Here is a 26,700-nt window from a genome sequence, read left to right on the forward strand (position 1 = left end):
GCCCCGCGGAGTCACGCACCTGGAGTGGAAATCAGTATACATTTTTTTGGTGTGAATCACTCAACCATTTCTTTGGCCAATTAAAAGTTTGTACTTCAAAACAGAACCCGTTACTAAAAAACAGACCTTTCAGTAATTGTCTCTAAGAATATTCAGGCACTGCATTTTAATTTGTACATATGTTTTAATTTTTTCCTTGCCCTGAAGAAGCGGGTCTTGACGGTGCTTTTCTTTAAATCAAGTTTTTTAGCTATTTCTTCCTCATTCATCCCGTACTGTATACGGAGCATAAAAACTTCCTGCTGTGCCACCGGCAGCTGTTTTATGTGTGTCTCAATGTCCTGTTTGAGTAACATTATATCGACAGACTCCTGCACACTCTCCCCTGCCGGCACTATCGAACCATTCAGCTCTATGGTAAATGGATCAAGTAATACTTCCCTTGCCCTGATTTCTTTTCGGAGAAAGTCAATGCTGGTCCGGGTAGCAATAGCTGAGAGCCAGCTCCCTGCTTTTTCCTGCTCTGAAAGGGTATCGAGTTTTTTATAGGCTTTTAGAAAGGTTTCCTGCACAATATCTTCTGAAACGGTTTTATTCTTGGTGATCCGGAAAGCAATCTGGAAAACCAGCTTATTATAATCTTCATATAAATGGTTAAAGTCAATTCTCAAGAAACCCACCCCTGTCCACTAATCCACTATCTTCCAAAATGATTTTCAACATACTCCGGCACTTCATTAGCGGAGGTAAACCCTTTAATGTCAGGATAATCATTACCTTTAAAGTAGAAGGCAGCGACGTAATCACCCTCCAAGGTCCATGAAGTTACCTCCAATAATTCTTCAACTTTTAAATCCGAATCTATTTTTAGTGCTTTTCCTTCTTCCTCGAGTATTTCAAGGGACTGGTTGAAATCCAAATCCATTCCTGTTTCCGAATCGAGACTTTCTCGTTTGACGACAAGCACTTTTGAAATGTCATCCGTTGTGACTTGGACTTTCTCATACAGACCCTGCTCAATAAGCCAATTTCTGAAGTTAGTATAAGTTGGCTTCCAAGGTACATATACTCTTTTGTCATCAGACAGCAGGAATTCGATATCATAAAGAGAGTCCGTACGATCGACCATGCTTTGGTAGGATTCTTCCTCTACCTCTTTTTTTAGAATTTGAGCTGCCTCTTGTAAAAGAAACTCATCCGTAATTGTGACTTGCCTGTTATGCGGGCCTCTAGCTGTAATGGTTAATTTATCAGCTTTATCCTCTTCCATTGAGAGGATTTCATTATATGACTTTTTGTATTCAAGAGATTCATATAGAGATTCAAAATACGCATCAAAGTGATCTCGATTTAACTGATATCCCCTGACCACCTTTTCTCCTGTTTTTAATTCGTATATAATATAAATCCTTTCTGATCCATGACTATTCCGATTTTCAAGAATAGCCTGGTGAAGTCCCAAAACGATGTGAATATTCTCTTTCTCAGTTAGGTACCGGACAGTCGGCTCTTCGTATTCTTCCATATAAGAATAAATGTTTCCGCTGAAGAAGACTCTGTCTATCTCTTTTTCTTGCGGTATATAAGTCTCGTAGTTCTCAGAGCTAATTTGAAAAACCAAGGCTGCCAATGTGATAAAAGCAGCGAAAATGATTAACCGTTTGATCTTGAATGACACTCTCCATGTTTTCTGCAGAATCATTTCAGAAGTTAAAAATCCTATCGTAAAACCGGCTGCATAACCAAAAATCGTCCATCTTGAATCTGGCTGCATCGCTGTGAAGTAAGCGCCGGTAAGAAGCATAAAACTGAAAATCAGTCCAAACTGAAAAACTGGCGTCAGAACCGGAAAAACTAAAGCTTGTGAAGCAGATTCGATGTTTCGTTTCTTATATAGAAAAAAGGCCAAAATGAATAGAATGACACTGACCACTATGTATATAGCCGCCTCGCTGACGGTTAAGAAGGTTTCATCCAGCATTCCTGCTTTTACAATCGGAGAGAAATTTTCAGACTGTACGTTCATATAGTATTCCTCTGGAAAACCGAACAAGAAATTCTTTAGGTTTAAAACAACTAATATAAATATTCCTGATGGAAAAAGAAGCAGTATATAAGTCAGTAGTGCCTGGATTACTGAGAGGCCCGTTAACATGGCTGCAGCAATCCCGCTTACATAAAATATACTGATGAACAAAATGGTAGTGAATGCCCATTTCCATATATCCTCATACTGAAAATGCTGTCCCAGGTCGATTACCCCTGTCATGATACTCATGATGAGTCCAGTCAAGATAACAGGCAAAACCAGCATAGAAAGGCCTGCTGCGGAAAATTGCAGAAAAAGAGTTCCTCTTCTGACAGGAAGACTATGAATCAAGTCAGCCTGTTGTTTTACATGCAAAAACCGGAATAAAAAGACCGACAGCAAAACAGGTACCACCATTATCATCCCTGATTGCAGAACATAGTTCACACGAAACATTCTGCCGTAAGTTAAGAGGTATTGATAACTTTCTTCATTGGAGATCCCCATCCAAACATTTAGCGGAAGCGCAAAGACCAAGCCTGCGAAATACAAGATTCCTATCCAGCCGGTATTCCTGCCAATCAGAAATAGGATTTCTTTATTTAACCAGGATGTTCTTAAGTGCATATCCGGCATCCCCCATTTCATGAATGAATATTTCCTCTAAAGTTAATGGAAGTATATCGAAAATAACAGGTTGGAAGCTGGTTACGACCTCTTCTATTTCTTGCTCAGCACCTTTGACAATGAAAGACAGAACACTTCCTCTTTTTTCTCTCTGTAAAACGTGCAGTTTATCAACCATTTCTTGCGGCGTGTCTCCGCGAAAAGCAACCTGGATTTTGTGAAACACTGATTTTAATTCATCTAATTCTTTTTGTATTAACATCCTCCCTTGGTGAAGAATCCCCACATGATCACAAAGATCTTCAATTTCCTCCAGATTATGGGAGGAAATCAGGATAGTCATCTCCCTATAAGCTGCTTCTTCCATAAGGATGGATTTAATTTTCTTTCGTACTACAGGATCCAATCCATCGACAGGCTCGTCCATGATTAACAAATCCGGACGGCATGATAAGGCAATTAAGAAGGCAGCTTGCCGTTGAACTCCCTTAGAAAATTTATGTAATTTGATCCTTGTGTCGATACCGAGACCCATGCATAGTTCCAGGAATCTCTCTTCATCCCAATTCTTATAAATGGCCCTGTAAAAAGAAGCCATTTGCTTCAAAGTATATTGCGGGAAGAAGCCTGGTGTGTCGGCCAGAAAAAAAATCTTCTGTTTTATTTCAGGACTTTCAAACACCTGCTGTCCAAATATTTTCACCTCTCCACTTTCCGGTTTATAGATGCCTGCCAGTATCTTTAGAAGCGTTGTTTTTCCTGCTCCATTGGAACCCAGCAGTCCGTATACAGAACCTTTTTTGATTGAAAGGGAAACATCATGAACACTCTCTTTGCCTTCAAACTGCTTTGATATTTTATGAAGTTGTATCATCATTAAGCCCCCCTCCAGCACTTCCCTCTATTTCCTTAATCATTGAGATCAATTCATCACTCGTAATTCCGAGATAGATTCCTTCAGCTATCAGTTTCTGCAAATCAGCCCTGACCTTATTTAGTTTATCGGCATCTCCAATTTGTGCAGCTTCATTCACAAAGCTGCCTCTTCCTTTAACGGAATAAATATATCCTTGTACTTCCAGTTCTCTGTAGGCTTTTTGAATAGTATTGGGATTGATTGTCAACTCACCAGCCAGGGTTCTCACAGAGGGTAACTGTTCATTCACACTCAATACTTCATTGATAATCAACACTTTAAACTTTTCAACAAGCTGTTCATAAATAGGCTTACGGCTTCTTAAATCGAGTTCGAACATTTATACCCTCCCTGCTGTATCAAGTGTACTACTATTGTTAATACAGTTTAGTATACTCTAGAATTTTAAAAAAGAGAAGGACATTTTTTATTATCTGTAGATCTTTGTTAAAGGCTCTTTTCGTAACCTTTGTTGCTATTTGGATACTAATTCCAAAAAAACTAATCATAATTCATCTTAATAACTTGGTGATCATGAAAAGAAAAGAGCTGCTTTCCTTGATTAGAGAGAAATTCCTTATTACCCTGGGAAAAGAAATTTTTCCGAAAGCAACAATCTATGTGAAAGCAGCCTTGTTAAAACTAATCCGCGTAACCCTTACCTCACAAACGCCTATTGGTATCTACGAATTACGTGTAAATTCTTCAAACTCTCGAAGTTTTTTTTCAATTCACCAGAATTCACAAAATTGTTATTGTTATTTTCAAAATCTCTTTATTTTGTCTCTCAAACGCGCAGGCAGAAAAGCTCACTTATCAGGAATCCCTTCTACATAATCCAATCACAACGAGGAAAGAATATTCTTAGGACTAAATAAAATATGAGGTGTTGTCATATGAAAAGATGGTTGAATTTATTATTTTTAGCTTTATTGGTTTCCGGAATAGTTTTAACCGGCTGTAATAATGGGGATGACGGGAATGGCGGAGCCCAGGATAATTCCGTGGTGATAGGTTTAAATAACTGGGCAGAGAATGTTGCTGTCTCGAATATGTGGAAGGTTCTTCTTGAAGAAAAGAATTACGAAGTAGAATTAAAATCCATGGAAAAAGCTCCTGTTTGGCTTGGAATCACCAGGGATGAGCTCGATATTGCAGCGGAAGTATGGCTTCCGCACACAGACAAACCATTAATGGATAAGTACGAAGAAAACCTTGATATGCATGAAATATGGTATGAAAATACCGGACTTGGATTGGTAGTGCCTTCTTATATGGAGGATATTTCAAGTATTGAAGAACTTAATGAGAGAAAAGAAGAATTCGGCGGAAGAATCGTCGGTATCGATCCTGGAGCAAGCTTAACATCCATGACTCAGGATGCTATAGAAGAATATGGCCTTGAATTTGATCTGGTAACAAGCTCAGGACCAGCCATGATGGCAGAATTATCAAAAGCATACAAAGATAAAGAACCTATCGTGGTAACCCTTTGGAATCCGCACTGGGCTTTTTCTGGATATGACCTGAAATATCTGGAAGATCCTAAAAAAGTTTATGGAGATCCGGATGACATATACTATATGACAAGAAAAGGCTTTGAAGAAGACCACCCAGAAGTAATTAAATGGATGAATAACTGGCAGATGGATGATGAAACACTCGGTAGTCTCATGGCGACAGTTAAAGAAACAGGTGATCCCGCCGAAGGTGCAAAGGCATGGATCGATGAAAATCGTGATTTAGTGGATCAATGGCTTAAGTGACAGACAGAAATCATATCCTTTAGCACTACGGAAATAAAGGGTCCTGTTTTTGGCTGTCTCCATGAAGAGCCTAAGCTTACTATTACACATGCTAATCAGGCAGAAAACTTACAGTTTTTTGCCTTCTATCATTTTATCTCAGTTTTATTCATTTTCAGAACAGAGAGATGATCATTGGGGCAATGGAGGATCTTGATCTTTTTTCTTAACCGTATTCTCGCCTCGACTGCCTGCTAAATCCCCCGATATTTCGATGAACTTAAAATTTATCTAGTAACCGCTCCATGAGTTCCTCGCCAGTTAATACAGCATTTCCCCCTCCTTGAGCTAAAGATGGTCTGCCTCCTCCTTTTCCTTCAGTCAGTTGGACAGCATATGCCATCAGCTCTTTCATATTCTTATCAGCTTTTGCAGATCCAAATACAAATTGCAGCTTATCTCCATTTTCACTCACTAGCAAAACGACAGCCTCATTTGCCTGTAGAACGCCTTTGGCTAAATGCTGTAAATCTGCCATGGATCTTTGGCTGAAAATCTGTTTCACTACTTTCAACCCTTTTATATCCTCAAAGGATCGAGAGAGAATATCTGCTTCATAGTCAAGGATGGTCTCCCTTGCTTCAGCCAGCAGTTTTTCATTTTTATTTGCATTTTCGATCAATGTGCGTACTGCCTGGGACATTTGGGGAGGTGGTGCATTCAATACACCTGTCAGTTCCTTTAAGACTTCATTTTTCTGATGTAACTGGGAGGTGACACGCTTTCCGCAAACAAACGTCACTCTTATATTTTTTCTTTGTTTCTCCCAATCAAGGATTTTAATCATCCCTGCCTGTCCAGTACTTTTTGGATGTGTACCTCCGCAGCCATTGTAATCAAAACCCGGAATGATGACCAGTCTGATGTCTTTCTCCACAGTCGGCGTTTTCCGAAGGGGATAGTGAGCGAGTTCATTCTTCGATATCCATTTCGTATGTATTGGAATGTTCTCCATAATTTTTTGGTTCGCGAGGGCTTCGGCTTTCATGCAATCTTCTTCAGATATTTCCTCAATGTTTAAGTCGATTGAACATGTTTCCTTTCCTAGATGAAAGCTGACTGTTTCATAGCCTGAACTTCCAGAGAACGCAGCAGACAAAATATGCTGACCTGAGTGCTGCTGCATATGGTCAAGGCGCTTATCCCACTCTATCCGCCCCTCTACTTCATGAGAGGACTCCAGCGGCCTGTCCATGTAGTGCCGAATGACACCAGCTATTTCCTCAACTTCCACGACAGCATTATCATTAAGCGTGCCCGTGTCAGATGGCTGCCCTCCTCCTGCCGGATAAAAAGCAGTCTCTTCCAGGATTGCGAACCACCTACCATCCTCACTTCTTTCCTGTGAAATCAGTTTTGTCTTGAAATCGCGTATATATTGATCGAGGTAATACAGTTTTTGTGTCATTTTTTAGTCACCTTCTTTGTTCAATATAGCCCGAGGGATCGGTTAACAGAGATATACTATCCATTATACCTACATATATGAGGAACAGTCCAAGTAGAATAAATCCGATTTTCACAATCTTATTCTGCACATTATCTGCATCTTTGCCTTTAAGCCCCGCAAAAGCAAAAATCAAAAGGGCCAGACCTGCAAGCAGCGGTACTATAAACATCAGTTTTCCTCCTTTATTCCTTATGAAGTATGGGGTTGATTGAATACTTCTTTGTTTTTATCATTCCAATGAGGTGATGATTTAAACTAGAAAAGCACCCTCTTCATAAAAGAGAGTGCCATTTGTTATCCATTGACAATTGTGCCGCCGTTCACATGAATCATCTGTCCAGAAATATAGGATGCATCCTCACTCGCAAGGAAGACATAGCTGCCTGCAAGTTCAGCCGGCTGTCCAGGCCGCTTCATCGGAACAGGTACGGCATCTCCGCCAAATCCATCAACTGTCTCTTTGGAAAATGTTGACGGGATGAGAGGAGTCCATATTGGTCCTGGTGCGACTGCATTTACCCTGATTTTACGGTCAATCAATGACTGAGACAGCGATCTCGTAAATGTGGTAATCGCACCTTTAGTCGCAGAATAATCTATCAGCTGCGGCATGCCCTGATAAGCTGTGATGGATGATGTATTAATAATTGAAGCTCCTTCTTTCATATGCTTTAGAGCTTCTTTCGTCAGATAAAACATAGAGAAGATATTGGTGCTGAATGTTTTTGTCAGCTGGTCTTTCGTAATATCTTCTATTGAATCCTGCGGGTGCTGCTCCCCTGCATTGTTAACCAAAATATCTAATTTGCCGAATTCATCAATGGTCTTCTGCACCGCTTGCTGGCAGAATTCTTCGTCACCCACATCCCCAGGAATGAGCAGGCACTTACCGCCTTCTTTTTCAACATACTCTTTTGTTTCTTTTGCATCACTATCTTCTTCTAGATAAACGATAGCTACATCTGCACCCTCTTTAGCATAGGCAACAGCGACAGCTCTGCCTATACCGCTGTCACCACCTGTTACCAATGCAGTCTTTCCATTCAATCTTTTGGATACACCTGCAAGATTTCCTGTAAAATCAGGTCTTGGGTCCATTTCAGATTCGATTCCAGGCTGATGGCTTTGTTCTTGTCCAGGTACTGATTCAGGTCTTTTTTTGTCTGTCATAATGTTATCCCTCCATAATTTTTTGTATATGCTAACCTTTCCCTTTGTTTTTTAAGATAAACCTCATTTCACCACCCATATTTTGGACGGGAATGAAATTCCTTGCAGCGGGCACTTTATTAAAAAGGAGGAGTTTGATGAATGAATTTATAGAAAGAATTAAAACCTTTTCTAAACACCTGACTCATGATTTTGAAGAAATGATTCATGATCATTCAAGTGAAAAAATCCCATTTACTAATATGCCTGCCTTGATTAAAAGGCATGATAAAACAAAGCATACCAGCCATAAACTCCTGGAGAATGTCTTCCATACATATGAACTCGATTTATTTCCTTACTTTCTTCAATTAGAAACAAAAGGGGATAGAGATGAGTTTATTTTGCAACTGACAATATCCTCACAAGAAAAGACGATTTACTCTTATAGGTCTTATGAAGAATCCGCGGCAAAACAAAAGCCTGTTTCTATTCCTGCACCTTTATGGGAGAAGTTAAAAGCCCCTTTCACTTCGGGAGCAGTTCATTAAGCAGCAGCTTCTTCTTGGATTAGTGGCTATTAAAAGAGGATGCAAACCAAAAAACGCTTGGCTGTCCAAGCGTTTTTCTTATGAGACCGTTTACTTCCAGTGTTACCAAATTGATGTATCCCTTCTTAGGACTTTTTCCTACTCACTACAGTTTTTTTCGGTCCTCGCATATAATTATCTTCATTTTCCCATTTCTCTGCACCATTACTTCTTCTATTTTTCACGAATGGCTTCAAAACAATCATTCTGCCTCTTCTCTTCCTGGTGTACATTCTGCTTTTCTTAATGGAAGTGCAGCTTTCCTTTCTCCTTTATCGGTACAGTCTTGGTAAGCCAGAATTTCGGATATTCATTTCAAAGCACAAGCAGGATAATCCTTCAAAAAGGTTGTGTTTTCCCTCCCTATTATCACAAATCATTTTCATTATCTAGTTCCGGCACTTAATCCTTCGGGAGCTTGGAAGGTATACCAGCGCATCTTCAAGCAGCTTTTAAAACAAGTTACTTTAGTTTTATTCCTTCAGCACTCTTAAAGGGATATCAAATATTACCCAAAGAGTGATGATAATCGGTACCGTCAGAACCCAGGCTGTCAAGGGTCTCTTATAGTGGATGATCAGCATAATAAACATCATTAAATTGAAAGCAATATCCCAGCCATAGTTCCAGCCTCTGTGATAAGTTAAGCCGCCAAAATGGTTAGTGACAAATTCATTGGCTCCATAAATCGCTGACCACAACAGTACCCTAAGAAATTTACTGCCCAGCCCTTCAGGCAGCCTGCCAATGAAAATGGCTATCGTGACTGTGTATTGTACGGCCATTTTCAATAAAGCAATATATGTATGATTCAAATAAAAAAAACGATCTACAGCATCCATGGGATGAAACATCCACAGAGAATGTTGGAAAAGGAGGAACTGCGCCAGCAAGTCACCTATGATTAAATAAAGTAAAGTGGAGTAATATTTCTCAAACTCCGACCATTCTCCGAATTTTATCCCTGCCAGAATGTATAATAGTAAAATAACTATACTCATTACAAAACCTGCCAAATTTATATTTCCCTTAGTTTCATTCAATACCACTCTTTTTATGTGCCCAAGTTCCCTACATATCCGTGATCAAAAGCGGAAGCGCCTCAATCAGCCCCGACAGGCAAATGTTCTCAAGAGAAAAAAAGGCGGTCTTTCCTTTTATTCTCTTGAGGTTATTTGACCCCGAGGGGCTAGGCGCTGAAGCTGGATGAGGATAACATAGTTAAACATTATTCAAAAAGATGATTGAAGAAATTCTAACGCAAAAAAAGAACGAAACTATAAGCGTTTCGTCCCCCATCGAATTTTTGTTAATCACCCATTGCTCCATGAACAGGATAATCACACAAGTCCAGTTCCGTCTCCATCCCCAATGCCAACCTAGCCAGTTCTGCCCCAAGGTAGGGGCCGCTGGTCAACCCCGAAGCCCCGAGCCCATTGGCAATCAGGGCACCATCAACACCAGGAACTCTTCCTATAATAGGAAGGAAACCTGGTGTATACGGCCTGAAACCAACCCTTGTTTCAATTATTTCCCCATTGGATATACCTGGAGCAAACTTCATTGTCTTGTCCAATATTTCAAAAATTCCGCCAGCAGTTGGGCGAACATCATAGCCAGTATCATCCTCATGTGTGGCACCCGCAACGATTCTGCCATCCTCAAAACCAAGCAGGTATTGATTGTTGGGCGGTATGACAACAGGCCAATCTTCCGTCTGAAATTCTTTCATGTGCATATGCAGTATCTGAGCTTTTTGAAAAGTTACTTTAAATGTGAGCCCTAAAGGTTTCAGTAGATCGGAACCCCAAGCTCCCCCAGTCAGGACTACTTCATCTGCCAGGTATCGTTCTCCCTCCACAGCAGCACCATAAACTCTTTCCCCTTCAAAGAGCAGCGAAGCATGTCCTTGTATGAACCGTGCACCATGCTTTTTCGCCCCATTCAACAAGGCATTTCTGAGTGCCCTGCCATTGACTCGCGCACCGCCGCTTATGTAGACGGAACCGTACTCTTCCGATAGGAGCGGCAGCAGCTTTTGAGTATCCTCCTTGGACAAGATACGAATCTCCCCGATTTCAGGTGCATTTTCCCGCCTTTTTTCTGCGCGTTCAGCCATCATCTCTAATTTTTCCCTATCAGGATGCAGGCTGATAGCTCCGACCTGCTTATAGCCGGTCTCCGTCTCGCCATCCTCTTTAAGCTGTTGAATAAGCGAAGGGTAATAGCGGGCTCCACCTTTAACAAGCCTGTACCATGCTTTATTTCTCCGTTGTGATAACCATGGACAAACAATGCCTGCAGCAGCATCTGTAGCCTGTCCTGGCTGAGGCCTGTCGACAATGAGCACCTCCGCTCCTTGTTTAGCCAGATGATAGGCTGTGGAAGCACCAAGTACTCCTCCGCCAATGATAATGACCATCTTCATTTAAACACCACTCTTTACATTCTCTATTCGTCGATTGTACTAGAGGCAGCCCCGATTCTCAACATTTATAAAACCACATGTTTTGTTGAATCGGTGAAGTTGAACATGTGCTTGAAGTTTCAGGACAAGAAAGGCTGCAAAATGAAAATGTCCTTTGCCGTAAAAGAGGCATTCAATAGCTTTACTTAGTCCCAGAACATAGCTATAAGTTATCCACTGAGGGTGTTTTTATAAGGGGGTTTTCGCATAAACTGTTACATTCGGAAAAATCCCAAGAGCCGGATTTTTCCCCTGGATACTGAGGTATTACTTTCTAATCGGGAAGAGCAGCCCTTTTCTTTTCCTATTTACGAGGTTATACCCGTGAATTAGGGTTATTTCTTCGGATTTAGTATGAAATAGCAACAAAGTTTACGAAAAGAGCTTTTATAATTTCTTTAATTTCCTAAACAACGAAAAAGCCCGAAACAAGTTTTCAACTCTGTCCCGGGCTGTCATTAATATTTATTTTGCGGAAAGTGAACCCACATGTTTGGCAATTGAGTTAGAAAGGGTGGACTCGATTGAGATTCTGTCCAAAGGAATCCCAAGTTGAACAGCTGTCACAGCAATTTCCGGGCGGATACCAGAGAGTGTTGTTTTGACACCAATCAAATTTAAAGCATCGATTAACTGAAATATTTCATGTGCAACCATCGTATCTATAATGACAACACCTGATAGATCTATGAATAGTTGATCGACTTCTTTAGCGGTACATTGTTCAAGGGTATTTTCCAATATCACTTTAGCCCTCGCTGTATCAATATCTCCCACAAGCGGAAGCAAAGCCGTATCAGAACTGATGGAAATGATAGGTGAACTCAGCTCGTTAATCATTTCCTGCTGTGCTCTTAATTGTTTCAAGGAAGCATTGTGTGTTCCTTCGACAAACTGAAGAACAACGTAATCAAAAACATCCTGAATCAAATCTTTCCAATTATCAATTCTTTGCTGTTCAATTTTTTGATCATTTTCTTTTGCGAATCGATTGATATAAGAAAAGTATTGATCTCTCACTCTTAAGAATTCCCTGATTACATAATGAATCGGTGTTTCTATGTGTCCGCTATCATTCGCTATTTTATGGATCCATTTATTAAACGCATCGAAAAACGCATCTCTTTCTTCCAAAAAGATGTTTGCCATATGTAAGTAGAATTCATAGTTTTGCTGCTTCAATTTTCTAATAGAGTCCTGGTCAGTGGTCACATATATACCGGAGGAATTTTTTTTGTTAATGGTTTGATACCATTCCTCACTCATTTCTTTTGTATGGTTCAGAAAATACTCATGTAATTCCTTATTCAGATGCATTCACCCTTACTCCCTTCTGAAGCGTTTATCCTCTAATATTAACCTAAGACCCCTAAAAAAGATACAAATAATGCTTTCGTGCCACCGTTTATAGAGATTCTAAGAAACGGAAGCAAAACAATCAATTCGTAGATTTCGCTTCTAAATGATGTACAGTTCTGCTTTGTTTATACATGGATAGCAGCAAGGTCAATATAGGCAGAATCCATAAAAACACAGCATATGGAAGATATGATAGAATCGGCACTCCTAAAATCGTACTGCACATGATGGCCAGCACACTCCAAGGAATCATGCCAGGAAACACCATGGTCGAATCTCCCATGGTTCTCGCTAATTCGGATTTATCATACTTTACGTCCCAGTGGTGCAAAAAAGAGCGGCCTGTTAAAATGATTGGCAGTGTCTGATTCGCAGAGATCATCGAAATAATGAATGTCGCTATGATCGTTTTGATCGAATCATTGAAAAGTCCTTTGGAATTTCTCAGCCAGCGGTCAAGCAGAGGCTGAATAATCCGGTATCCTTCCATGATTCCATTATAGGCACCCGCCAGCGCTAAAAACAGAAGCAGGAAGAGCATACTTGAAAGGCCGCCTCCGATCCCTTCCACTCCATACCACAAGGCTTCAAGGATGAAGAAAATCCCCGCACCTTCCGCCACACCTATCAGACAGGCAGACAAAACACTGCAGATGAATGCATAGAGAATACGAACGCGAAGTACAACAAAAGCAACCAATATAAAGGGAGGCAGAAATTTAATGATAGAAAGATTTCCCCACTCGAAGGTTTGATTCGAAAAAACAGTTGTTCCGTAGTGCCTTCCAGAGTCTATGACCATATAAAAAATCACGCACACACATATGGCAGTTATAGTGGTAGGAAGGAGCTTCTTAAACTGCTTCCCTGTCCTGACCTCCACTGTGTGTGATAAAAGCTGGTGTGAACTGGAAAAAGGAGAAGTCCTGTCMCCTACAAAAGCTCCGGAAACCAAGGCACCTGCAGTTATGGCAGATGAAAGGTCAAGGGCAAGAGCACTGCTCATTAAAGGTATGCCGACAGCACTCAACGTTCCTACTGAAGTACCCAGAATCATAGAAAAAACCAGACAAATTATAAAAGAAAGAACATAAAAGTGATTGGGAGTGACTAAATACAACGCCATGGAAACAAGCTGTTGAATTACTCCGGAAATATACCAGGATGGAAGGAGAAAGCTGACCAGCAGCAGGATATATATGACACCTCTTGTCTTCTTCACTCCAGCCCACGATATTCTAAGCACTTCTTTTAAACGTGCCCCTTTTGAAAGAACCAGTATTGTAAGAGCAGAATAACCAGGCAAAAAACCAAAGAAAAGAGGGAATTCCAAACTGACTGTAACCAGAACCCCTGATAATGTAACTGCGATGACAGCGAGCACTTGCCTTAAAGTAAAGTTCCAAGATCTCATAATTACCCACTCCTAACCTTCTAAGCAAAAGTTTACTATAAATCGGATTTCTTAGGTGGATTTATTTATAGAGCTTCCTTTTCCTTTAAGGGAGAATCAACTCAATCCAAAGTTGTATGGCTGTAAAGGTTTAGAAAAAGGACTTTTATAAATAGAATGTTTTGGTCTATATTATTGCTTTCGGAGTAATCCCAAGAGTCCGATACCCCAGATACAAAGGGTCTTCCTCTCTAATTGGTAGAGCAGCTCATTTTTCTCTTGATTAACAGTTTTTTTCTGGTACATTAAGGCACTGCCTTATGAAACATTGAACAGCCACAAAATTTCCGAACAGAGCTTTTAAAAAGAAACCCGGGGACACAGGAAAACGACCAGGGATTTCCCTCTGGTCGTATTTCAATGTCTCATATATCTTGTTTTCACGTTGATAGACTTGTGCTTATTGCTGAGATGGACCTGCGCGAAAAGATAATGGACCTGCCCCCAATCATTCAAAGTCGAATTCCTTCAGCTTATCACTATGGCTGGCGATCATTGCAATGATGGTATTGGCTTCTTCCTTACTGAAAATGAAATGAGATTCATCCTTTATCAGCCGATCATCAGCTGTTACAATTCTATTCAGCCTTCTTAATACACCATCACCTGTTTCAGTGAGAATACCAAACTGATAGGTGACCTCCACTTCATCACCGTGTAAGAAAGCAGTGACCTCTGGAGTTTCCCATTCTACATCGACTTCTTCCAGAATATCTTCTTCTGTCTGCTCTTCATAATCATCATCATGGTCATCAACGACATAATGCACTGGACCTTCTTCATCTTCATCATCCACTATATAATCAATATGATCATCATCGTATTCATCTGTTTCATCGTAAAAATCAACTTCTTCCATATTGAGATAATCGTGAAGACTTTCATGGACGGCATCAATAAGGTCCTCAATGTCAGGAAGAATGATTTTAAGACTTTGTCCATAATCGATATCATAGGATTCCATATAAAACTCTTCGTTATATGGATCAAATAGAAGAGAGCAAAAGTAGTCTCTTTCACCATCTTCTGTCTCAACATAGAATTCAATCCGCGGATGCTTTGACCCGCGATCAATTTTCATTTGCCCTTCTTTATCATATTTCTCACAAATTGATTGAAGATGATCCTGAAGCTCACCACTGACTCTGTCGAACCACTCTATATTCACTGAAAATCCACCCCTTTTTTTAAATATCATTGTTTTTACGTTGATGTGTATAACAATAATTGTTGACGAGCTCTTCAATTTGGTCATGTTGCGGAAACTTCCCGTTGAACTCAAACCGGATTTCTTCCACAAAAGTACCTTCCTTATACACATGGATGGCTCCTTTTTGAGCAGTCACACTGAATTCAGTCTCAAACACAAAGCCATTTGCATCAATCGCGCCCATATCCTGTCTCCTTAAATGTTTTCTCAAGTTAGTATGATTAAAAATGTAAAAGAATAATCCCCGTTACGCCGAATTACTATTTATGGTAAAATTTCCATATGAATAACCTTTTTAAGGAGAACGGTTCAATGAAAGAATGTTTTGATTTTTTATTAGAAATTGACCAGTTGAAAAAAGTGATCAGAAGAACTTATATTTCTGATGGAAGCAGACATGAAAATACGGCCGAACACTCCTGGCATGTGGCGATGATGGCCATGACCCTTTGGGAAGGGTATGAACATAAAGAAGAGGTTGATTTATTCAAGAGTATCAAAATGCTGCTGCTTCATGATATTGTCGAAATCGATGCAGGAGACACCTATGCATTCGACGAAGAAGGATACAAGGATAAGATACAGCGTGAAAAGCTTGCTGCCGACAGGCTTTATGGCTTGCTGCCCAAAGGAATAAAGGACGATTACAGAAAGACGTGGGAGGAATATGAAGAAGCACAGTCACCTGAAGCAACTTTTGCTCACATCATTGACCATATCCAGCCATTGATGCTCAATATCGCAACGTCCGGTGTTTCATGGAAAGAGCACGGAATCCGCTCTCAACAAGTATTGAAGCGAAATGAATGGATACAGGAGCTCTCCCCCTCAATCTACCGCCAAATTCAGGCGTGGGTGGATACAGGAAAAGACAACGGCTGGCTTAAACCGTAAAAACGCGTATATTTCCCCGCTTTAAAGCAAAAAAGAGATAGTCCCTCTTTATTCTGATAAAAGAGAAAAAATAAATCACACAAGGGAGATGCCGAGAATGATGGACCAAATACTGTAACAGATGCATTGAAAAGGTATAATGATTTCTTAGAAGAATTGGTCTTTTTAGATGAAAAACAATCTGATCTTCCTTTAGCAAAAGGAAAATGGTCCACCAAACAAATCATCAGCCATATGTATGGATGGGATCTTTATCTTTTAGAAACAGTGCTCCCTGCTGCATTGTCAATAAAAGCGGTTTCCTTTCCTTCTCATGATGAATGCAATGCCCGGTCTCTTAAAAATACAGAAACCTTCCGCTTTGAAAAGCTCATTCAGCAGTCTATTCATTTAAGGGACAGACTGCTCAGTGAGCTTAACACGGAAAAATACCTGCTAATACTGGAACAACCCTTAACAGTTAATGGTATAACTCATTGCCCGAAAAACGGAACTCAATACACTCTCGCATATTTGATGCATGAATTTGCTGATCATGACTATCAACACTCCAATCAAATCATCAACTTCATAAAAATCCAGGCAAAGTAAAGAAACGCCGTTCACGGCGTTTCTTATTCGTTCCTATCATTGTTACCAGTTACATTTTTTAATGCTTTTGAAGTAGTATCCACCGCGCCCATAGCTGCATTTTCAGTAGCCTCCAGGGCTTTATGCGTGGCATGGAATACGGCACCTGCTCCATCTTTGATATTGTCCGTAATTGTATCTTTTTGGTTTTGTCTATTTTGATCAGACATGAAATCACCTCCTGAACGAGCTTAGGTTATGCTATAATCAGGAACTTATACTCAGAAAAATTGCAAATTCAATTTTACAAGCGCTTCTCAAGATAAAATTGACGTTCACCTTTAGGAAAATCATCGACTGTTCCAAAAACCTTGTATCCCTGACTTTTGTAAAATTCAGGAGCCTGAAAACTGAAAGTATCAAGGATCACCAAGCAGCATCCTTTTTCCTTCGCCAGGTTTTCCATTTTCAATAAAAGTTCTTTTCCAAGTCGTTTCCCGCGGCAATTTTGACCAACCCATAAAAAATCGATATGACAGTGACCCCAGAACAAAGTACCAGTTATTCCTCCGACAATCTCCCCCTGCTCATTTCTGATAATGAAACTGACATTTTCAAGCGGTGTTTTGACTTCATCACTTATGCTGCTCATGTTATGCTCTATCACTTTTTTTCTGATGAAGTCGCTATCTTCCTGGACCCATTGCTGATTGATTTTCACAGTTAGTAACCTCTCCCTTTAGTAAGAACTGAACCTCTGGATCGACCTGCTTTCAACTTCCACCTCAGTCCAGCTTCCATTTGTAAATTCTTCTATCATCGATCTCCAGAATTTCTTGGCAGGCTGATTTCTCTTGATTTGAGAAACCTCCCATTCTCCCCTAAACCTATTGAACAATTGAACGGCGGCCACCCTTCCCAGCCCCGACCGCCTATACTTCTTCATTACAAAGAATTCCGCCATCGAGTAATATTGTTTATTTCCTTGCTCTATTTCCCTGACAAAAGCGAATCCTGCATACTTATCCTCATACTTCATAATAAAAGGGTGCCTGCCTTTTTCTTCCCAATAATAGTCCTGGCAGGATATTCATCAAACCTTCCATCGCCCATTATATCTTCCTCATTGAATTCTGAAAAGTCACAGAAGTAATATTGCATCATATTTGAAATAATGTCTCTCTCATTTCTTACGGCTGTTTAAAAAGTGAAACTCATTTATTCTCTCCTCTTCTTGAATGGATAGATTGATATCCATTATCCCTGAAGTCTTATTGTGAATAAAGGCATCTTGAAGGTCTTCAATTCGCTAATATCTTGAAAATTCCTTCTTTGGGTTCATTTTGAATAACTAATGAGCAGTACCTTTTCAAAAGCAATGTCTCTTATGCTACCTTTATTTAAGAGGCTGTTTTCGCATACATTGTTGCTTTCGGAAAAATCCCAAGAACCGGATTTTTCCCCGGATACTAAGGGTTTTCTCTCTAATCTGGAAGAGCAGCTCTTTTCTTTTAGTGTTTACCAGGTTATTTCGGTGAATTATTATTATTTTCTTCTGAATTAGTATCCAATAGCAATAAAGTTTACGAACAGAGCCATTTAAGAAGATACTAATATAAATGAGGAGGAGTTTTATGATCCCCAAACAAAGTAAACGTATCAGCTTAGCCTCACGACCGCATGGAAAACCGGAAAGGAATGATTTTCAGTATGAGGATGTACCTGTTCCTGAACCGGCAAATAACCAAGTACTCTTGAAAACGATCTATCTTTCAGTAGACCCATATATGAGAGGCAGGATGTCGAATGCAAAATCGTACGTTGAGCCCTTTAAATTGGGAGAACCTATTGAGGGAGGTGCCATCTCTCAGGTTGTTAAAACCAATTCAAGCCGCTTTTCAGAAGGAGATTACGTAATCGGGATCCTTCCTTGGCAAGAATATTGTATCGCTTCAGAAAAAGAAGTACGAAAAGTGGATCCTTCTTTAGCCCCTTTATCTTCCTACCTTGGAATCCTTGGGATGACTGGTTTGACTGCTTATTTTGGCTTGATGGATATAGGTCAGCCTAAAGAAGGGGAAACTGTAGTCATTTCGGGTGCCGCCGGTGCAGTCGGCTCTGCTGCAGGACAAATCGCGAAGATAAAAGGCGCTTATGTAGTAGGGATTGCAGGATCTGACGAAAAGGTTGAGTATTTAACTGAAAAACTTGGATTCGATAAAGCTATCAACTATAGAACTTGCGGAAACATCAGAGATGCATTGAAGGAAACCTGTCCAGATGGAATTGATGTTTATTTTGAGAATGTCGGCGGAGAAATCGGCGATGCTGCACTCAGCCTTCTCAATAAGTTTGCCCGTGTCCCTGTTTGCGGAGCTATTTCAGCTTATAACAGCACAGAAGGGGATATAGGAAATCGTGTCCAGACAGTCCTCATTAAGTCGAGTGCCTTAATGAAAGGATATGTAGTCAGTGATTATGCAGATCGTTTTAAGGAAGGTGCATCTCAATTAGGCCAATGGTTATCGGAAGGCAGACTTTCTTATGAAGAGACTATTACAGAAGGCTTTGACAATATACCTGAAGCCTTTCTCGGTTTGTTCCAAGGGAATAACCTGGGTAAACAGCTGGTTAAAGTCAGTGATACCGAGTAAGAGACAAGACCTCTTAGTCAGTCTTCAAAGCTTAGTTGAAACTGGGTTTTCGTTGAGAGGTGGTATACACCCTCTCAGAACTTAGAAAGAGAATGGGCCAATACTCCGCAAAGCAGCGTTCGCTCGGCCAAATCTGCTTTGACAACAGACCTTAACAAGAAACCGTCTCACCTGTAACCTGCATAACCCCAGGGTGCTAAAAGACCGGCATAATTACTATGCCGGTCTTCTCTAATTATCCTTCAACATCTATGCTGTTTTTCAAGTTTGTATTCTCTGCGGGCTCTTTTTCTTTAGATAGAAACCATCCTCCTGCAGCGATAAGAAGCAGCACTGCATAGAAGGTTATTTTCCATTCTGGCGATTTAGCAAAACTCTCGCTTAGTACTCCTAATGCTGGATGTGATAGGGTATATACCGATAACTTAACCCCAACCCAGCCAACAATCAAGAAAGCAGCGATTTCCAGCCCAGGTTTTCTTTGCAGCAATTTAACGAAGAATCCAGCAGCGAATCTCATAATGACCAAGCCGATTAATCCTCCTGCGAAGATGACAAGAAATTTACCTCCATCTAAACCACCTATCTGAGGCAGCGATGTATCTGGAAGTACTACAGCAAGGGCAACAGCTGCCAATATCGAATCTACAGCAAAGGCTATGTCAGCAAGCTCCACTTTAAAGACAGTCGACCAGAACCCTGAAGGTTTTTTTTCTTTTTTGAGGTCTGTTCCTTTTTGCTTTTTTACAACGAGCTTCCTGAAAATATGATTAGCCGCAATAAATAGAAGATAAAGAGCCCCGATAGCCTGAACCTGCCATACATTCACAAGAAAGCTGATGGCGAATAGGGATCCGAACCTGAATACAAAGGCACCTGCCAGACCATAAAATAATGCCTTTTTCCTTTGCTCCTCAGGCAGATGCTTGACCATTATGGCCAACACTAAGGCATTGTCTGCTGCAAGAAGACCCTCAATTCCAATCAGCAGCAGCAGCACCCATAAATACTCCATTAATAAAGCCCATTCCATTTACTATCTCCTCCTCTATTCTTCAAGTCAGCCGCTCATTTGACTGACGGTAATAATATCCTGATCTTTACTTTCCATGCCTTTATTAAATGAAAGCCTTGTTCTGAACTGATAGACGATTGTGTTTGTTGAATGAGGGAGATTCTCCGGAATCTTGAAGGTGAAATTCCTCTCAGATTCCTCTTCAGCATTGATGACTGTAGAAGTTAAGATTGTTGTTGAATCGATCAGGCTTTCTGTCTTGGCAACCTTGTCAATCCTGATCAATTCACAATCTATTCTGTTTATCCTCTGGTCCACCGTACCTCCTTCGATTTGGAACACTCCTTTAACGGTTTCCCCGGAACAATAGTTTTCTTTAGGCAGCTGCAGGTCAATCTTTGCAGCACCGACACCCATAAGAGACATATATTTTCTTAACAGCAATCCTTTCACCTCCATAGAATTCTGAATCTAATTCTTCATATATTTTTCTTCCAAACGCAATTCAATCTTTTCGATCTTCACCTTATCTTTTAGAAGCTCTTCCTTATTTATTTTCACAAGTTCATCTATTGTCAGTTGACCTTTTTTCATAAAGCTCCCTCCCTTCCTGCTTTAGTCGCAAATGTATCTCCTAAGACTTTTTTTCAACAAAAAAAGCCTTTACCAACAGTGTGGTAAAGGCTTTATAAACATAAATAAAGACCTGTACCAACGAGGTAAAGGTCTTGCTAACAACATTTCTGCTGCCAACAAAGCCGAGAGTTTTCACTCTGAAATGACGACTTTGCTGTAAAAGCTACTCCCCTTTAAGGAGAAACTATTCAACTTGTCATCTAACTATATAACATTCACAAGAGTCTGTCAATTAGTCATACGCTCATTTTTTATATAAGTGGTAGAAACTATTCATTTCCACGGCGAGTAGAGTCAGCTGCCGCCGGCTTCTTTGACTAAGGCTGTTTACGAATATATTGTTGCTTTCGGATATCCCCGTGTACTAAGAGTTTATCTGTTATCGGGGAAGAACAGCTTTTTCCTTTTCGATATTACCGTTTTTTTCCTTCTAGAGATTGATATCTCTTCTGAATTAATATCAACTAGCGACAAAGTTTACGAAAAGAGCCTTTATTTAAGACTGCTCATTTCACTCATGCAGCTGCATTCGTGTTTATGATATTAAAGCACGGTATCAGTCTGATGCAGAAGTAAAAGCTTGTTTCCCTTTCATACCCATCAATTATCGTTTTCTAATTCAATAATTTTCATTATTTCAATAATCAAATGCATAAATATTTGCGATCCGGACAAACTTTTTTTAACCCTTTCTCACAGCCTTATCCTTATTTCGAAATAGTAATTAAATTTAGTAAATCTTCAAAATATTATCTATATTGACGCACTTAGCAATAAAACAATTATTTCACTATAAGGTTTAATTGTTGCATTTGTGAAAATCTTTGATTAACATTGAAACTGGTCCCGAAGAAAGGGGATACATAAAATAAAACAGATAGGTGGTTACGTTTACATGAAGAAACAGTCCATAATATTACTGTCTATCCTGCTTGTTTTAAGTGCTTTTCTAACAGCATGCGGCGGCGGTAATAATAACGACAATGGTACTGCCGATACTGGCGGCGGTAAAGATGAACAAGTTCTGAACTTGCTGGAAAGCTCAGAAATTCCTTCCCTGGATTCCACACTTGGAACAGATTCAGTTTCATTTAACGTTATGAATAATGTATTTGAGGGTCTATACCGATTAGGTGAAGATGATGAACCTGTGTTAGGTATGGCTGCTGAAGAACCTGAAGTTTCCGAAGATGGCAAGACATACACGTTCAAATTACGTGATGCGAAATGGTCTAACGGTGAGACTGTCACAGCTCAGGATTTTGAATACGCTTGGAAAAAAGCACTAAATCCTGATACTGGATCAGAATATGCGTATATCATGTTCGACATTAAGAATGCTGAGAAAGTTAACAATGGTGAGCTTTCTCTTGATGAAGCAGGGATCACGGCAATTGATGATAAAACACTTCAAGTGGAATTGGAAACAATTGTCCCTTACTTTAAATCCCTGCTGACATTCGCAACGTTCCTTCCTCAGAATCAAGCATTTGTAGAAGAGCAAGGAGATCAGTATGGCCTTGAATTTGAAAATGCCATCTACAATGGTCCTTTTGTATTATCAGATTGGAAACACGAACAAAGCTTCCAAATGCAGAAAAATGCTGACTACTGGGAAGCAGATGTTGTAAAACTTGAAGAAATTAACTTTAACATTGTTAAAGATACTTCTACACGAGTTAATCTATATGAAACAAACGAGACGGACGTTGCAGTATTGTCTGAACAATATGTAGATTCGTATCAAGAAGATCCGAACTTCAATACACAGCTTCGTACTTCTACTTTCTTCCTTCGCCTTAACCAGGAGAATGAAGTACTTTCCAATAAGAATGCACGTAAAGCATTCGACATGGCTTGGGATAAAGAAGGTCTAGTACAAGTTCTTTTAAATGATGGATCCATACCTGCCTACTACCTGGTTCCAGATGACTTCGTAACTGGACCTGATGGAGAAGATTTCCGTGACACTAACGGGCAACTTGGGGAATTTAACCCTGAAGAAGCTGCTAAACTTTGGAATACAGCAAAAGAAGAACTAGGTATCGAAACAGCTGAACTTGAACTGTTGAACTATGACAGTGAAAACTCCCGTAAAGTCGGTGAATACTTGAAAGAGCAGCTTGAAGGTACTTTAGAAGGTCTTTCTATCACTATTTCTCAACAGCCATTCAAGCAAAAGCTGGAAGTTGAGCAAAGAGGAGATTATGACTTCTCCTATGCTGGCTGGGGACCGGATTATCCAGATCCAATGACTTTCCTGGATATGTTCGTCACGGGAAGCTCTTATAACCAAACAGGCTTCTCTAATGAGAAGTACGATCAATTAATTAACGATGCTCAAACAACTCTTCTTGAAGACCCGGAAAAACGCTGGGAAGCTTTACTGGAGGCAGAACAAATTCTTATGGAAGAGCAGGCTATCAGCCCAATGTTCCAAGATGGTTCTGCATACCTGCAAAGAGAGTATGTTAAAGACTTGTATCGTCATTCATTTGGTGCTGACTACTCTTATAAGTGGACACACATCGAATAATAATAATAACCTAAAAGGAGACCGGTACCCGGTCTCCTTTTAGCTTGCAGTTCAACTGCTTGCAGAGCCTTCTCTATATAGTTGTACGTTCACTTCTTTATTTTTCCATTAAAAGCCAGCGGATCACATCATTACAGAGAAATATTTCGTCTTTAAAGTAATAGGAATGACACGGCATAAAATTGATTTTGAACACTTACGTGAAGTAAGAAAGGGAAAAATGAGCGGATCGCCTATAATGGAGATACATGCAAAAAAGGGCAGCTATTCAAAAGTATGTCCAGTTCCATTCCTCCCTTTTTCCGAGGCTTGGGATGAGCTGCTTTTGACGATCGAAAGAAAATGCGGCAGTTACGTAATCGGGACTATGGACTTGAAACGAAGAAAAGGAGAAATACGATCCTGGGAAGAAACCTAATGAATTCCTAGTAGAAGGACAGCAGTTACAGCTGTCCTTTTTTATTTGTAAGGATAATGGGTGGCGGTTCTGAATCCAGCTACAGCGCCCGAGGGACTAAGTCCGTACCCACTGGAACGGACTTAGTCCCTCGGGGTCATATAACCCCTGGTGAATAAAAGGAAAACCACCCTTTTTTTCTCCATCGAACATTTTCCTGTCGGGACTATTCTGGGCATTTCCGCCTTAAATGTCTTATTCACCAAATCATTTCTGCCCATTCAGGATGATCGATGAAAGGATTCCTGTTGCCTTGATATTCTTCAAAAATTAAAGTATTTCTTCTCCTTTCCTTTTCATCTACAGGATCCATGCTGTGCCATTCCAATAAAACTGAAACCTTTCCATGAAAAGGATTAGAGCCATTCTCGACCTTGTCATTCAACTCTAAATCCAGTTCGCCGTCATCTCCCTCGTACCTCAGAGCCATGTAAAATAGCATGCGGGCTGTATCCCCTTTTATTTCATCCCTTGGTTCCCAGGAATCATTGTCGGAGAAATTCCCTTCTGCTTCTTTATGAGGACTCCCCCCATTGTCAAAATCCAGGTTGCTTCTCGAAGAATTGACGGTCGTGTCAGTCGGGCGCAAATGATGCAGATCAGTTCCCGCTCCTTTAGCAGTCCCAAATCTTCCATGAGACTTTGCCCACACATGTTCCCGGTTCCACTCATCAGCACCTCCGCCGTTCAAGAATTTTGATTGCGAGCGCCCCGTGTAAAATAGTAGTACATTTTCTGAGTTGTCAGGATCTTCATCTGTTTTCCTTAAGGCATCCCAGACATCATCATAGGAAAGTGTCCTGTGGTCGTCTATAATCTCATGGAGAACCTCCTTCAACTCTTCTCCAGTCTTTCCAGATGCCGATTCATAATAGGCTTCATTAATTTCAGGAGGGTCAGCCGTCTCTTCTTCATCATTTCCTCCCTCAGAATCATCTTCACTTGACTTTAATTCGATGGATGAAATGGTTTTCAGTCCTGGATGGGAGAAATAGCTTTCACGATGCCCCGTCACTGCAATCTTTTTACCTACTAAAGAAGGGTTACTTTGTAAACCGAAGGATTTCCGGAACTCAGCCGTTATTTGCACAAAAATCATGTTTCTCGGATCCTTCTCTTCCTTATCATCAGCAACAGCCACTGCGAAATCGTTTGAAAATCCCTCTTCCATCACAGTGCTACCTGAAATTGGTTGTCCTATGATGTACCCTTGAGCAGTAACTTCTTTTCCTTCCTCTATTGCTATTGTTTCTTCTATTGTCAGCAAAGAATCTTGAGTAGTCTTTAATGATTGATTTTCGGTAAGGCTGCACCCTCCTATCAAAAGGGACAAAAAGACCATTACGATTCCAATATATTTATTTCTAACCATTGTCATTCTCTCCTATCCGGCAGTTTGAAGGTAAAATAGCTTCTCGCCGACTCTCCTTAATCTTACTATAAGATGCATTCTAATAGTAATCCGCCAGAAAGAATGGTGCTATAGATTCACTTAAATGAATCTGATGTTAAAAGGCTGTTCCTTTCTTAATAGTAGTTTTCGTATATATTTTTGCTATCAGATGTCCCCGGATACTAAGGTTTCTTTAATCAGGGAGAGCAGTTCTTTTCTTTCCTGCTTAACAGGTTTTTTTCACTCATTTATGGCGGTAGTTTTCGAAATTCATATGGATTAGCAAACGATATTCTAAACTTAAGAGTGAAATTTCCGCTTATTTTGGGTTATATATGGTTACTCATTAGGATTGTTTATGTCCATCACAGGGGAACCTTCTACCTTGGAGTAATGAACTAATCGGGAGACCACCTTACCCTATCATAGAGGAGTTACTATTAATCCATCCCATAACATCCCTGGAACCTCGGCTTAGCAAGTGATTTTAAGACCATCAAAAAGAGCAGCCCGGCAAGCACCGGACTGCTCTCTCCTGCTTATAAGCAGAGTTCCATGCTCTTCAAGTTCTCAGAACCTTTAATGCTTCTGCCAGTCTCTTTGCAAAGGATTCAGGTTTTTCAACTGTCTGTACATGTAAGTATTTGATGGGAGGCTCAGCAGACAGCCAATGATTATGAAGAGCCGATATAGGGATGTCATTCTTTCCTAAAGCTAAAGTAAACGCGGGGATTTCATCTGGAAGCAGGACAATTTCAGCATGATTGAGAGCTGTTCCATCTTCATGAAAAGCTTCAAAATGGATTTCCATATCTGTTTCACTTTTAAACGGCCTGCCCTGCACCGCCACTTCAATATCCCTCGGTATTCCAGCTCAATCATACCATCCTTGGCTTCCCCTTCTGCTCCTAACAATTCCTACAGTTGTTCTGCAATTTTTTCCAGGTCATTGCATTACCAATCCTGTTCTTTCTTGGCAGGTTTCCTATAAATATTATCGTTCTATTGAAAATTCAATAAATTCTTGAGAAATATTATTGGCAGTATTTCGGTTGAATCTTTTAAGGGCGCTTGACAGCTCTAAGAACCATTCTTTGTCATTGGTTTCCAGCGCTATATCAATTAAATAGTTCAGCTGTGATTCTGTTAATGTACTGGCAGGCTGCATCTTTTCCATGAGACTGTCATCCATATTAAGTGTATAACCAATCAAATCTTTATCATCACTGTCGATCACTCTGATTTTGAACAATGGATCGATAGGATCAATATTCTCCATATACCCTTGGATCAAAGCTCCATTTTTAGCAAAACCTCTAACCCAATCCCCTACGTTCACTTTGTCTCGTTTAATATTACTCATTCTAATACACCGCCTTATTTTTTTGGTCAACCAGATTCAAATCTTCAATTTATTCTTTTCGTAATTTTTTATTATCTTAATTGCTAATTATCCCTTTATGAAGGAAGTCAAACATCTTCAATAGAGA

General features: G+C 40.2%; 29 protein-coding genes. 7 read left to right on the top strand and 22 right to left on the bottom strand.

All coding sequences use genetic code 11. The features are described 5' to 3' along the window. Positions 1-152 precede the first annotated feature (152 nt). The 4 genes from FZC78_RS07100 to FZC78_RS07115 are packed head-to-tail and all read right to left on the bottom strand — an operon-like array spanning position 153 to position 3,912. Positions 153-671 (bottom strand): RNA polymerase sigma factor, encoded by a 519-nt coding sequence (locus FZC78_RS07100; RefSeq protein WP_187444838.1) that lies wholly within the window; start codon positions 669-671, stop codon positions 153-155. Between the two features lie 26 nt (positions 672-697). Then, positions 698-2,656, bottom strand: a complete 1,959-nt coding sequence (locus FZC78_RS07105; RefSeq protein ID WP_148938957.1) for a DUF6449 domain-containing protein — start codon at positions 2,654-2,656, stop codon at positions 698-700. After that, positions 2,628-3,530: an ABC transporter ATP-binding protein gene (locus FZC78_RS07110; RefSeq protein WP_148939501.1), complete on the bottom strand. Its 903-nt coding sequence runs from the start codon at positions 3,528-3,530 to the stop codon at positions 2,628-2,630. The genes FZC78_RS07105 and FZC78_RS07110 overlap by 29 nt, the downstream gene beginning before the upstream one ends. After that, positions 3,514-3,912 (bottom strand): GntR family transcriptional regulator, encoded by a 399-nt coding sequence (locus tag FZC78_RS07115; RefSeq protein WP_148938958.1) that lies wholly within the window; start codon positions 3,910-3,912, stop codon positions 3,514-3,516. The genes FZC78_RS07110 and FZC78_RS07115 overlap by 17 nt, the downstream gene beginning before the upstream one ends. Before the next feature lie 556 nt (positions 3,913-4,468). Between FZC78_RS07115 and FZC78_RS07120 the strand changes: the two genes are divergently transcribed. Next, on the top strand, positions 4,469-5,338 hold the full coding sequence (locus FZC78_RS07120; protein ID WP_148938959.1) for a glycine betaine ABC transporter substrate-binding protein: 870 nt from the start codon (positions 4,469-4,471) through the stop codon (positions 5,336-5,338). 259 nt (positions 5,339-5,597) lie between these two features. Here FZC78_RS07120 and FZC78_RS07125 read toward each other — a convergent pair whose 3' ends face one another. The 3 genes from FZC78_RS07125 to FZC78_RS07135 form a co-directional block, all read right to left on the bottom strand. Beyond that, entirely contained in the window at positions 5,598-6,785 is a 1,188-nt protein-coding gene (locus tag FZC78_RS07125) for an alanyl-tRNA editing protein (protein ID WP_148938960.1), read from the bottom strand. A 7-nt stretch (positions 6,786-6,792) separates the two neighbouring features. After that, a complete protein-coding gene (locus FZC78_RS07130) occupies positions 6,793-6,996 on the bottom strand; it encodes a hypothetical protein (RefSeq protein ID WP_148938961.1) in 204 nt (67 codons plus the stop codon). A gap of 125 nt (positions 6,997-7,121) precedes the next feature. Beyond that, positions 7,122-7,997 (bottom strand): SDR family oxidoreductase, encoded by an 876-nt coding sequence (locus FZC78_RS07135; RefSeq protein ID WP_148938962.1) that lies wholly within the window; start codon positions 7,995-7,997, stop codon positions 7,122-7,124. Positions 7,998-8,134: 137 nt separating this feature from the next. On the opposite strand from FZC78_RS07135, the gene FZC78_RS07140 reads away from it, so the two are divergent. Further along, on the top strand, positions 8,135-8,527 hold the full coding sequence (locus FZC78_RS07140; protein ID WP_148938963.1) for a hypothetical protein: 393 nt from the start codon (positions 8,135-8,137) through the stop codon (positions 8,525-8,527). Between the two features lie 512 nt (positions 8,528-9,039). On the opposite strand, the gene FZC78_RS07145 is transcribed toward FZC78_RS07140, so the two are convergent. The 6 genes from FZC78_RS07145 to FZC78_RS07170 all read right to left on the bottom strand — a co-directional run bounded on the left by FZC78_RS07145 (position 9,040) and on the right by FZC78_RS07170 (position 15,239). Further along, on the bottom strand, positions 9,040-9,567 hold the full coding sequence (locus tag FZC78_RS07145) for a hypothetical protein (protein ID WP_148938964.1): 528 nt from the start codon (positions 9,565-9,567) through the stop codon (positions 9,040-9,042). Between the two features lie 308 nt (positions 9,568-9,875). After that, positions 9,876-10,994 (bottom strand): NAD(P)/FAD-dependent oxidoreductase, encoded by a 1,119-nt coding sequence (locus FZC78_RS07150; protein ID WP_148938965.1) that lies wholly within the window; start codon positions 10,992-10,994, stop codon positions 9,876-9,878. A gap of 504 nt (positions 10,995-11,498) precedes the next feature. After that, a complete protein-coding gene (locus FZC78_RS07155; protein WP_148938966.1) occupies positions 11,499-12,350 on the bottom strand; it encodes an STAS domain-containing protein in 852 nt (283 codons plus the stop codon). Positions 12,351-12,471: 121 nt separating this feature from the next. Beyond that, positions 12,472-13,806 carry a Na+/H+ antiporter NhaC family protein gene (locus FZC78_RS07160; protein ID WP_148938967.1) on the bottom strand — a complete coding sequence of 445 codons (1,335 nt, stop codon included), beginning with the start codon at positions 13,804-13,806 and terminating at the stop codon, positions 12,472-12,474. 487 nt (positions 13,807-14,293) lie between these two features. After that, positions 14,294-15,013, bottom strand: coding sequence for a hypothetical protein (locus FZC78_RS07165; RefSeq protein ID WP_148938968.1), 720 nt, complete (start codon positions 15,011-15,013; stop codon positions 14,294-14,296). Between the two features lie 19 nt (positions 15,014-15,032). Further along, positions 15,033-15,239 carry a YbxH family protein gene (locus FZC78_RS07170; RefSeq protein WP_148938969.1) on the bottom strand — a complete coding sequence of 69 codons (207 nt, stop codon included), beginning with the start codon at positions 15,237-15,239 and terminating at the stop codon, positions 15,033-15,035. Between the two features lie 128 nt (positions 15,240-15,367). Here FZC78_RS07170 and FZC78_RS07175 point away from each other — a divergent pair, with 128 nt between their 5' ends. Further along, positions 15,368-15,949, top strand: a complete 582-nt coding sequence (locus FZC78_RS07175) for an HD domain-containing protein (protein WP_148938970.1) — start codon at positions 15,368-15,370, stop codon at positions 15,947-15,949. Between the two features lie 126 nt (positions 15,950-16,075). Then, positions 16,076-16,540 (top strand): DinB family protein, encoded by a 465-nt coding sequence (locus tag FZC78_RS07180; protein WP_148938971.1) that lies wholly within the window; start codon positions 16,076-16,078, stop codon positions 16,538-16,540. A 23-nt stretch (positions 16,541-16,563) separates the two neighbouring features. Here the strand turns inward: FZC78_RS07180 and FZC78_RS07185 are convergent, their stop codons facing one another. The 3 genes from FZC78_RS07185 to FZC78_RS07195 all read right to left on the bottom strand — a co-directional run bounded on the left by FZC78_RS07185 (position 16,564) and on the right by FZC78_RS07195 (position 17,558). Then, on the bottom strand, positions 16,564-16,749 hold the full coding sequence (locus FZC78_RS07185; RefSeq protein WP_148938972.1) for a hypothetical protein: 186 nt from the start codon (positions 16,747-16,749) through the stop codon (positions 16,564-16,566). Positions 16,750-16,823: 74 nt separating this feature from the next. Next, positions 16,824-17,240: a GNAT family N-acetyltransferase gene (locus FZC78_RS07190; RefSeq protein WP_148938973.1), complete on the bottom strand. Its 417-nt coding sequence runs from the start codon at positions 17,238-17,240 to the stop codon at positions 16,824-16,826. Between the two features lie 18 nt (positions 17,241-17,258). Then, positions 17,259-17,558: a GNAT family N-acetyltransferase gene (locus FZC78_RS07195; RefSeq protein WP_252183537.1), complete on the bottom strand. Its 300-nt coding sequence runs from the start codon at positions 17,556-17,558 to the stop codon at positions 17,259-17,261. A 598-nt stretch (positions 17,559-18,156) separates the two neighbouring features. Here FZC78_RS07195 and FZC78_RS07200 point away from each other — a divergent pair. After that, complete coding sequence (locus FZC78_RS07200; RefSeq protein WP_435874066.1) at positions 18,157-19,173, top strand: NADP-dependent oxidoreductase; 1,017 nt, start codon at positions 18,157-18,159, stop codon at positions 19,171-19,173. 235 nt (positions 19,174-19,408) lie between these two features. On the opposite strand, the gene FZC78_RS07205 is transcribed toward FZC78_RS07200, so the two are convergent. Genes FZC78_RS07205 through FZC78_RS07215 form a run of 3 tightly spaced genes read right to left on the bottom strand, consistent with a single transcriptional unit; the run spans position 19,409 to position 20,782 of the window. Beyond that, positions 19,409-20,206 carry a TerC family protein gene (locus FZC78_RS07205; protein WP_148938975.1) on the bottom strand — a complete coding sequence of 266 codons (798 nt, stop codon included), beginning with the start codon at positions 20,204-20,206 and terminating at the stop codon, positions 19,409-19,411. A gap of 27 nt (positions 20,207-20,233) precedes the next feature. Beyond that, on the bottom strand, positions 20,234-20,641 hold the full coding sequence (locus tag FZC78_RS07210; RefSeq protein WP_252183210.1) for a sporulation protein: 408 nt from the start codon (positions 20,639-20,641) through the stop codon (positions 20,234-20,236). An 18-nt stretch (positions 20,642-20,659) separates the two neighbouring features. Beyond that, positions 20,660-20,782, bottom strand: coding sequence for an FbpB family small basic protein (locus FZC78_RS07215; protein ID WP_148938977.1), 123 nt, complete (start codon positions 20,780-20,782; stop codon positions 20,660-20,662). Between the two features lie 937 nt (positions 20,783-21,719). Between FZC78_RS07215 and FZC78_RS07220 the strand changes: the two genes are divergently transcribed. After that, positions 21,720-23,360 (top strand): peptide ABC transporter substrate-binding protein, encoded by a 1,641-nt coding sequence (locus tag FZC78_RS07220; RefSeq protein ID WP_148938978.1) that lies wholly within the window; start codon positions 21,720-21,722, stop codon positions 23,358-23,360. Between the two features lie 238 nt (positions 23,361-23,598). After that, positions 23,599-23,778, top strand: coding sequence for a hypothetical protein (locus tag FZC78_RS07225; protein ID WP_148938979.1), 180 nt, complete (start codon positions 23,599-23,601; stop codon positions 23,776-23,778). A 238-nt stretch (positions 23,779-24,016) separates the two neighbouring features. Here FZC78_RS07225 and FZC78_RS07230 read toward each other — a convergent pair whose 3' ends face one another. The 3 genes from FZC78_RS07230 to FZC78_RS07240 all read right to left on the bottom strand — a co-directional run bounded on the left by FZC78_RS07230 (position 24,017) and on the right by FZC78_RS07240 (position 26,573). Beyond that, entirely contained in the window at positions 24,017-25,189 is a 1,173-nt protein-coding gene (locus tag FZC78_RS07230; protein ID WP_148938980.1) for an endonuclease, read from the bottom strand. A 583-nt stretch (positions 25,190-25,772) separates the two neighbouring features. Beyond that, positions 25,773-26,078, bottom strand: coding sequence for a DUF1259 domain-containing protein (locus FZC78_RS07235; protein ID WP_148938981.1), 306 nt, complete (start codon positions 26,076-26,078; stop codon positions 25,773-25,775). A gap of 126 nt (positions 26,079-26,204) precedes the next feature. Beyond that, on the bottom strand, positions 26,205-26,573 hold the full coding sequence (locus FZC78_RS07240) for an IDEAL domain-containing protein (protein WP_148938982.1): 369 nt from the start codon (positions 26,571-26,573) through the stop codon (positions 26,205-26,207). Between the last annotated feature and the right edge of the window lie 127 nt (positions 26,574-26,700).

Origin of the sequence: Rossellomorea vietnamensis (genome assembly GCF_008180415.1) — a bacterium.
Classification (GTDB): domain Bacteria; phylum Bacillota; class Bacilli; order Bacillales; family Bacillaceae_B; genus Rossellomorea; species Rossellomorea vietnamensis_C.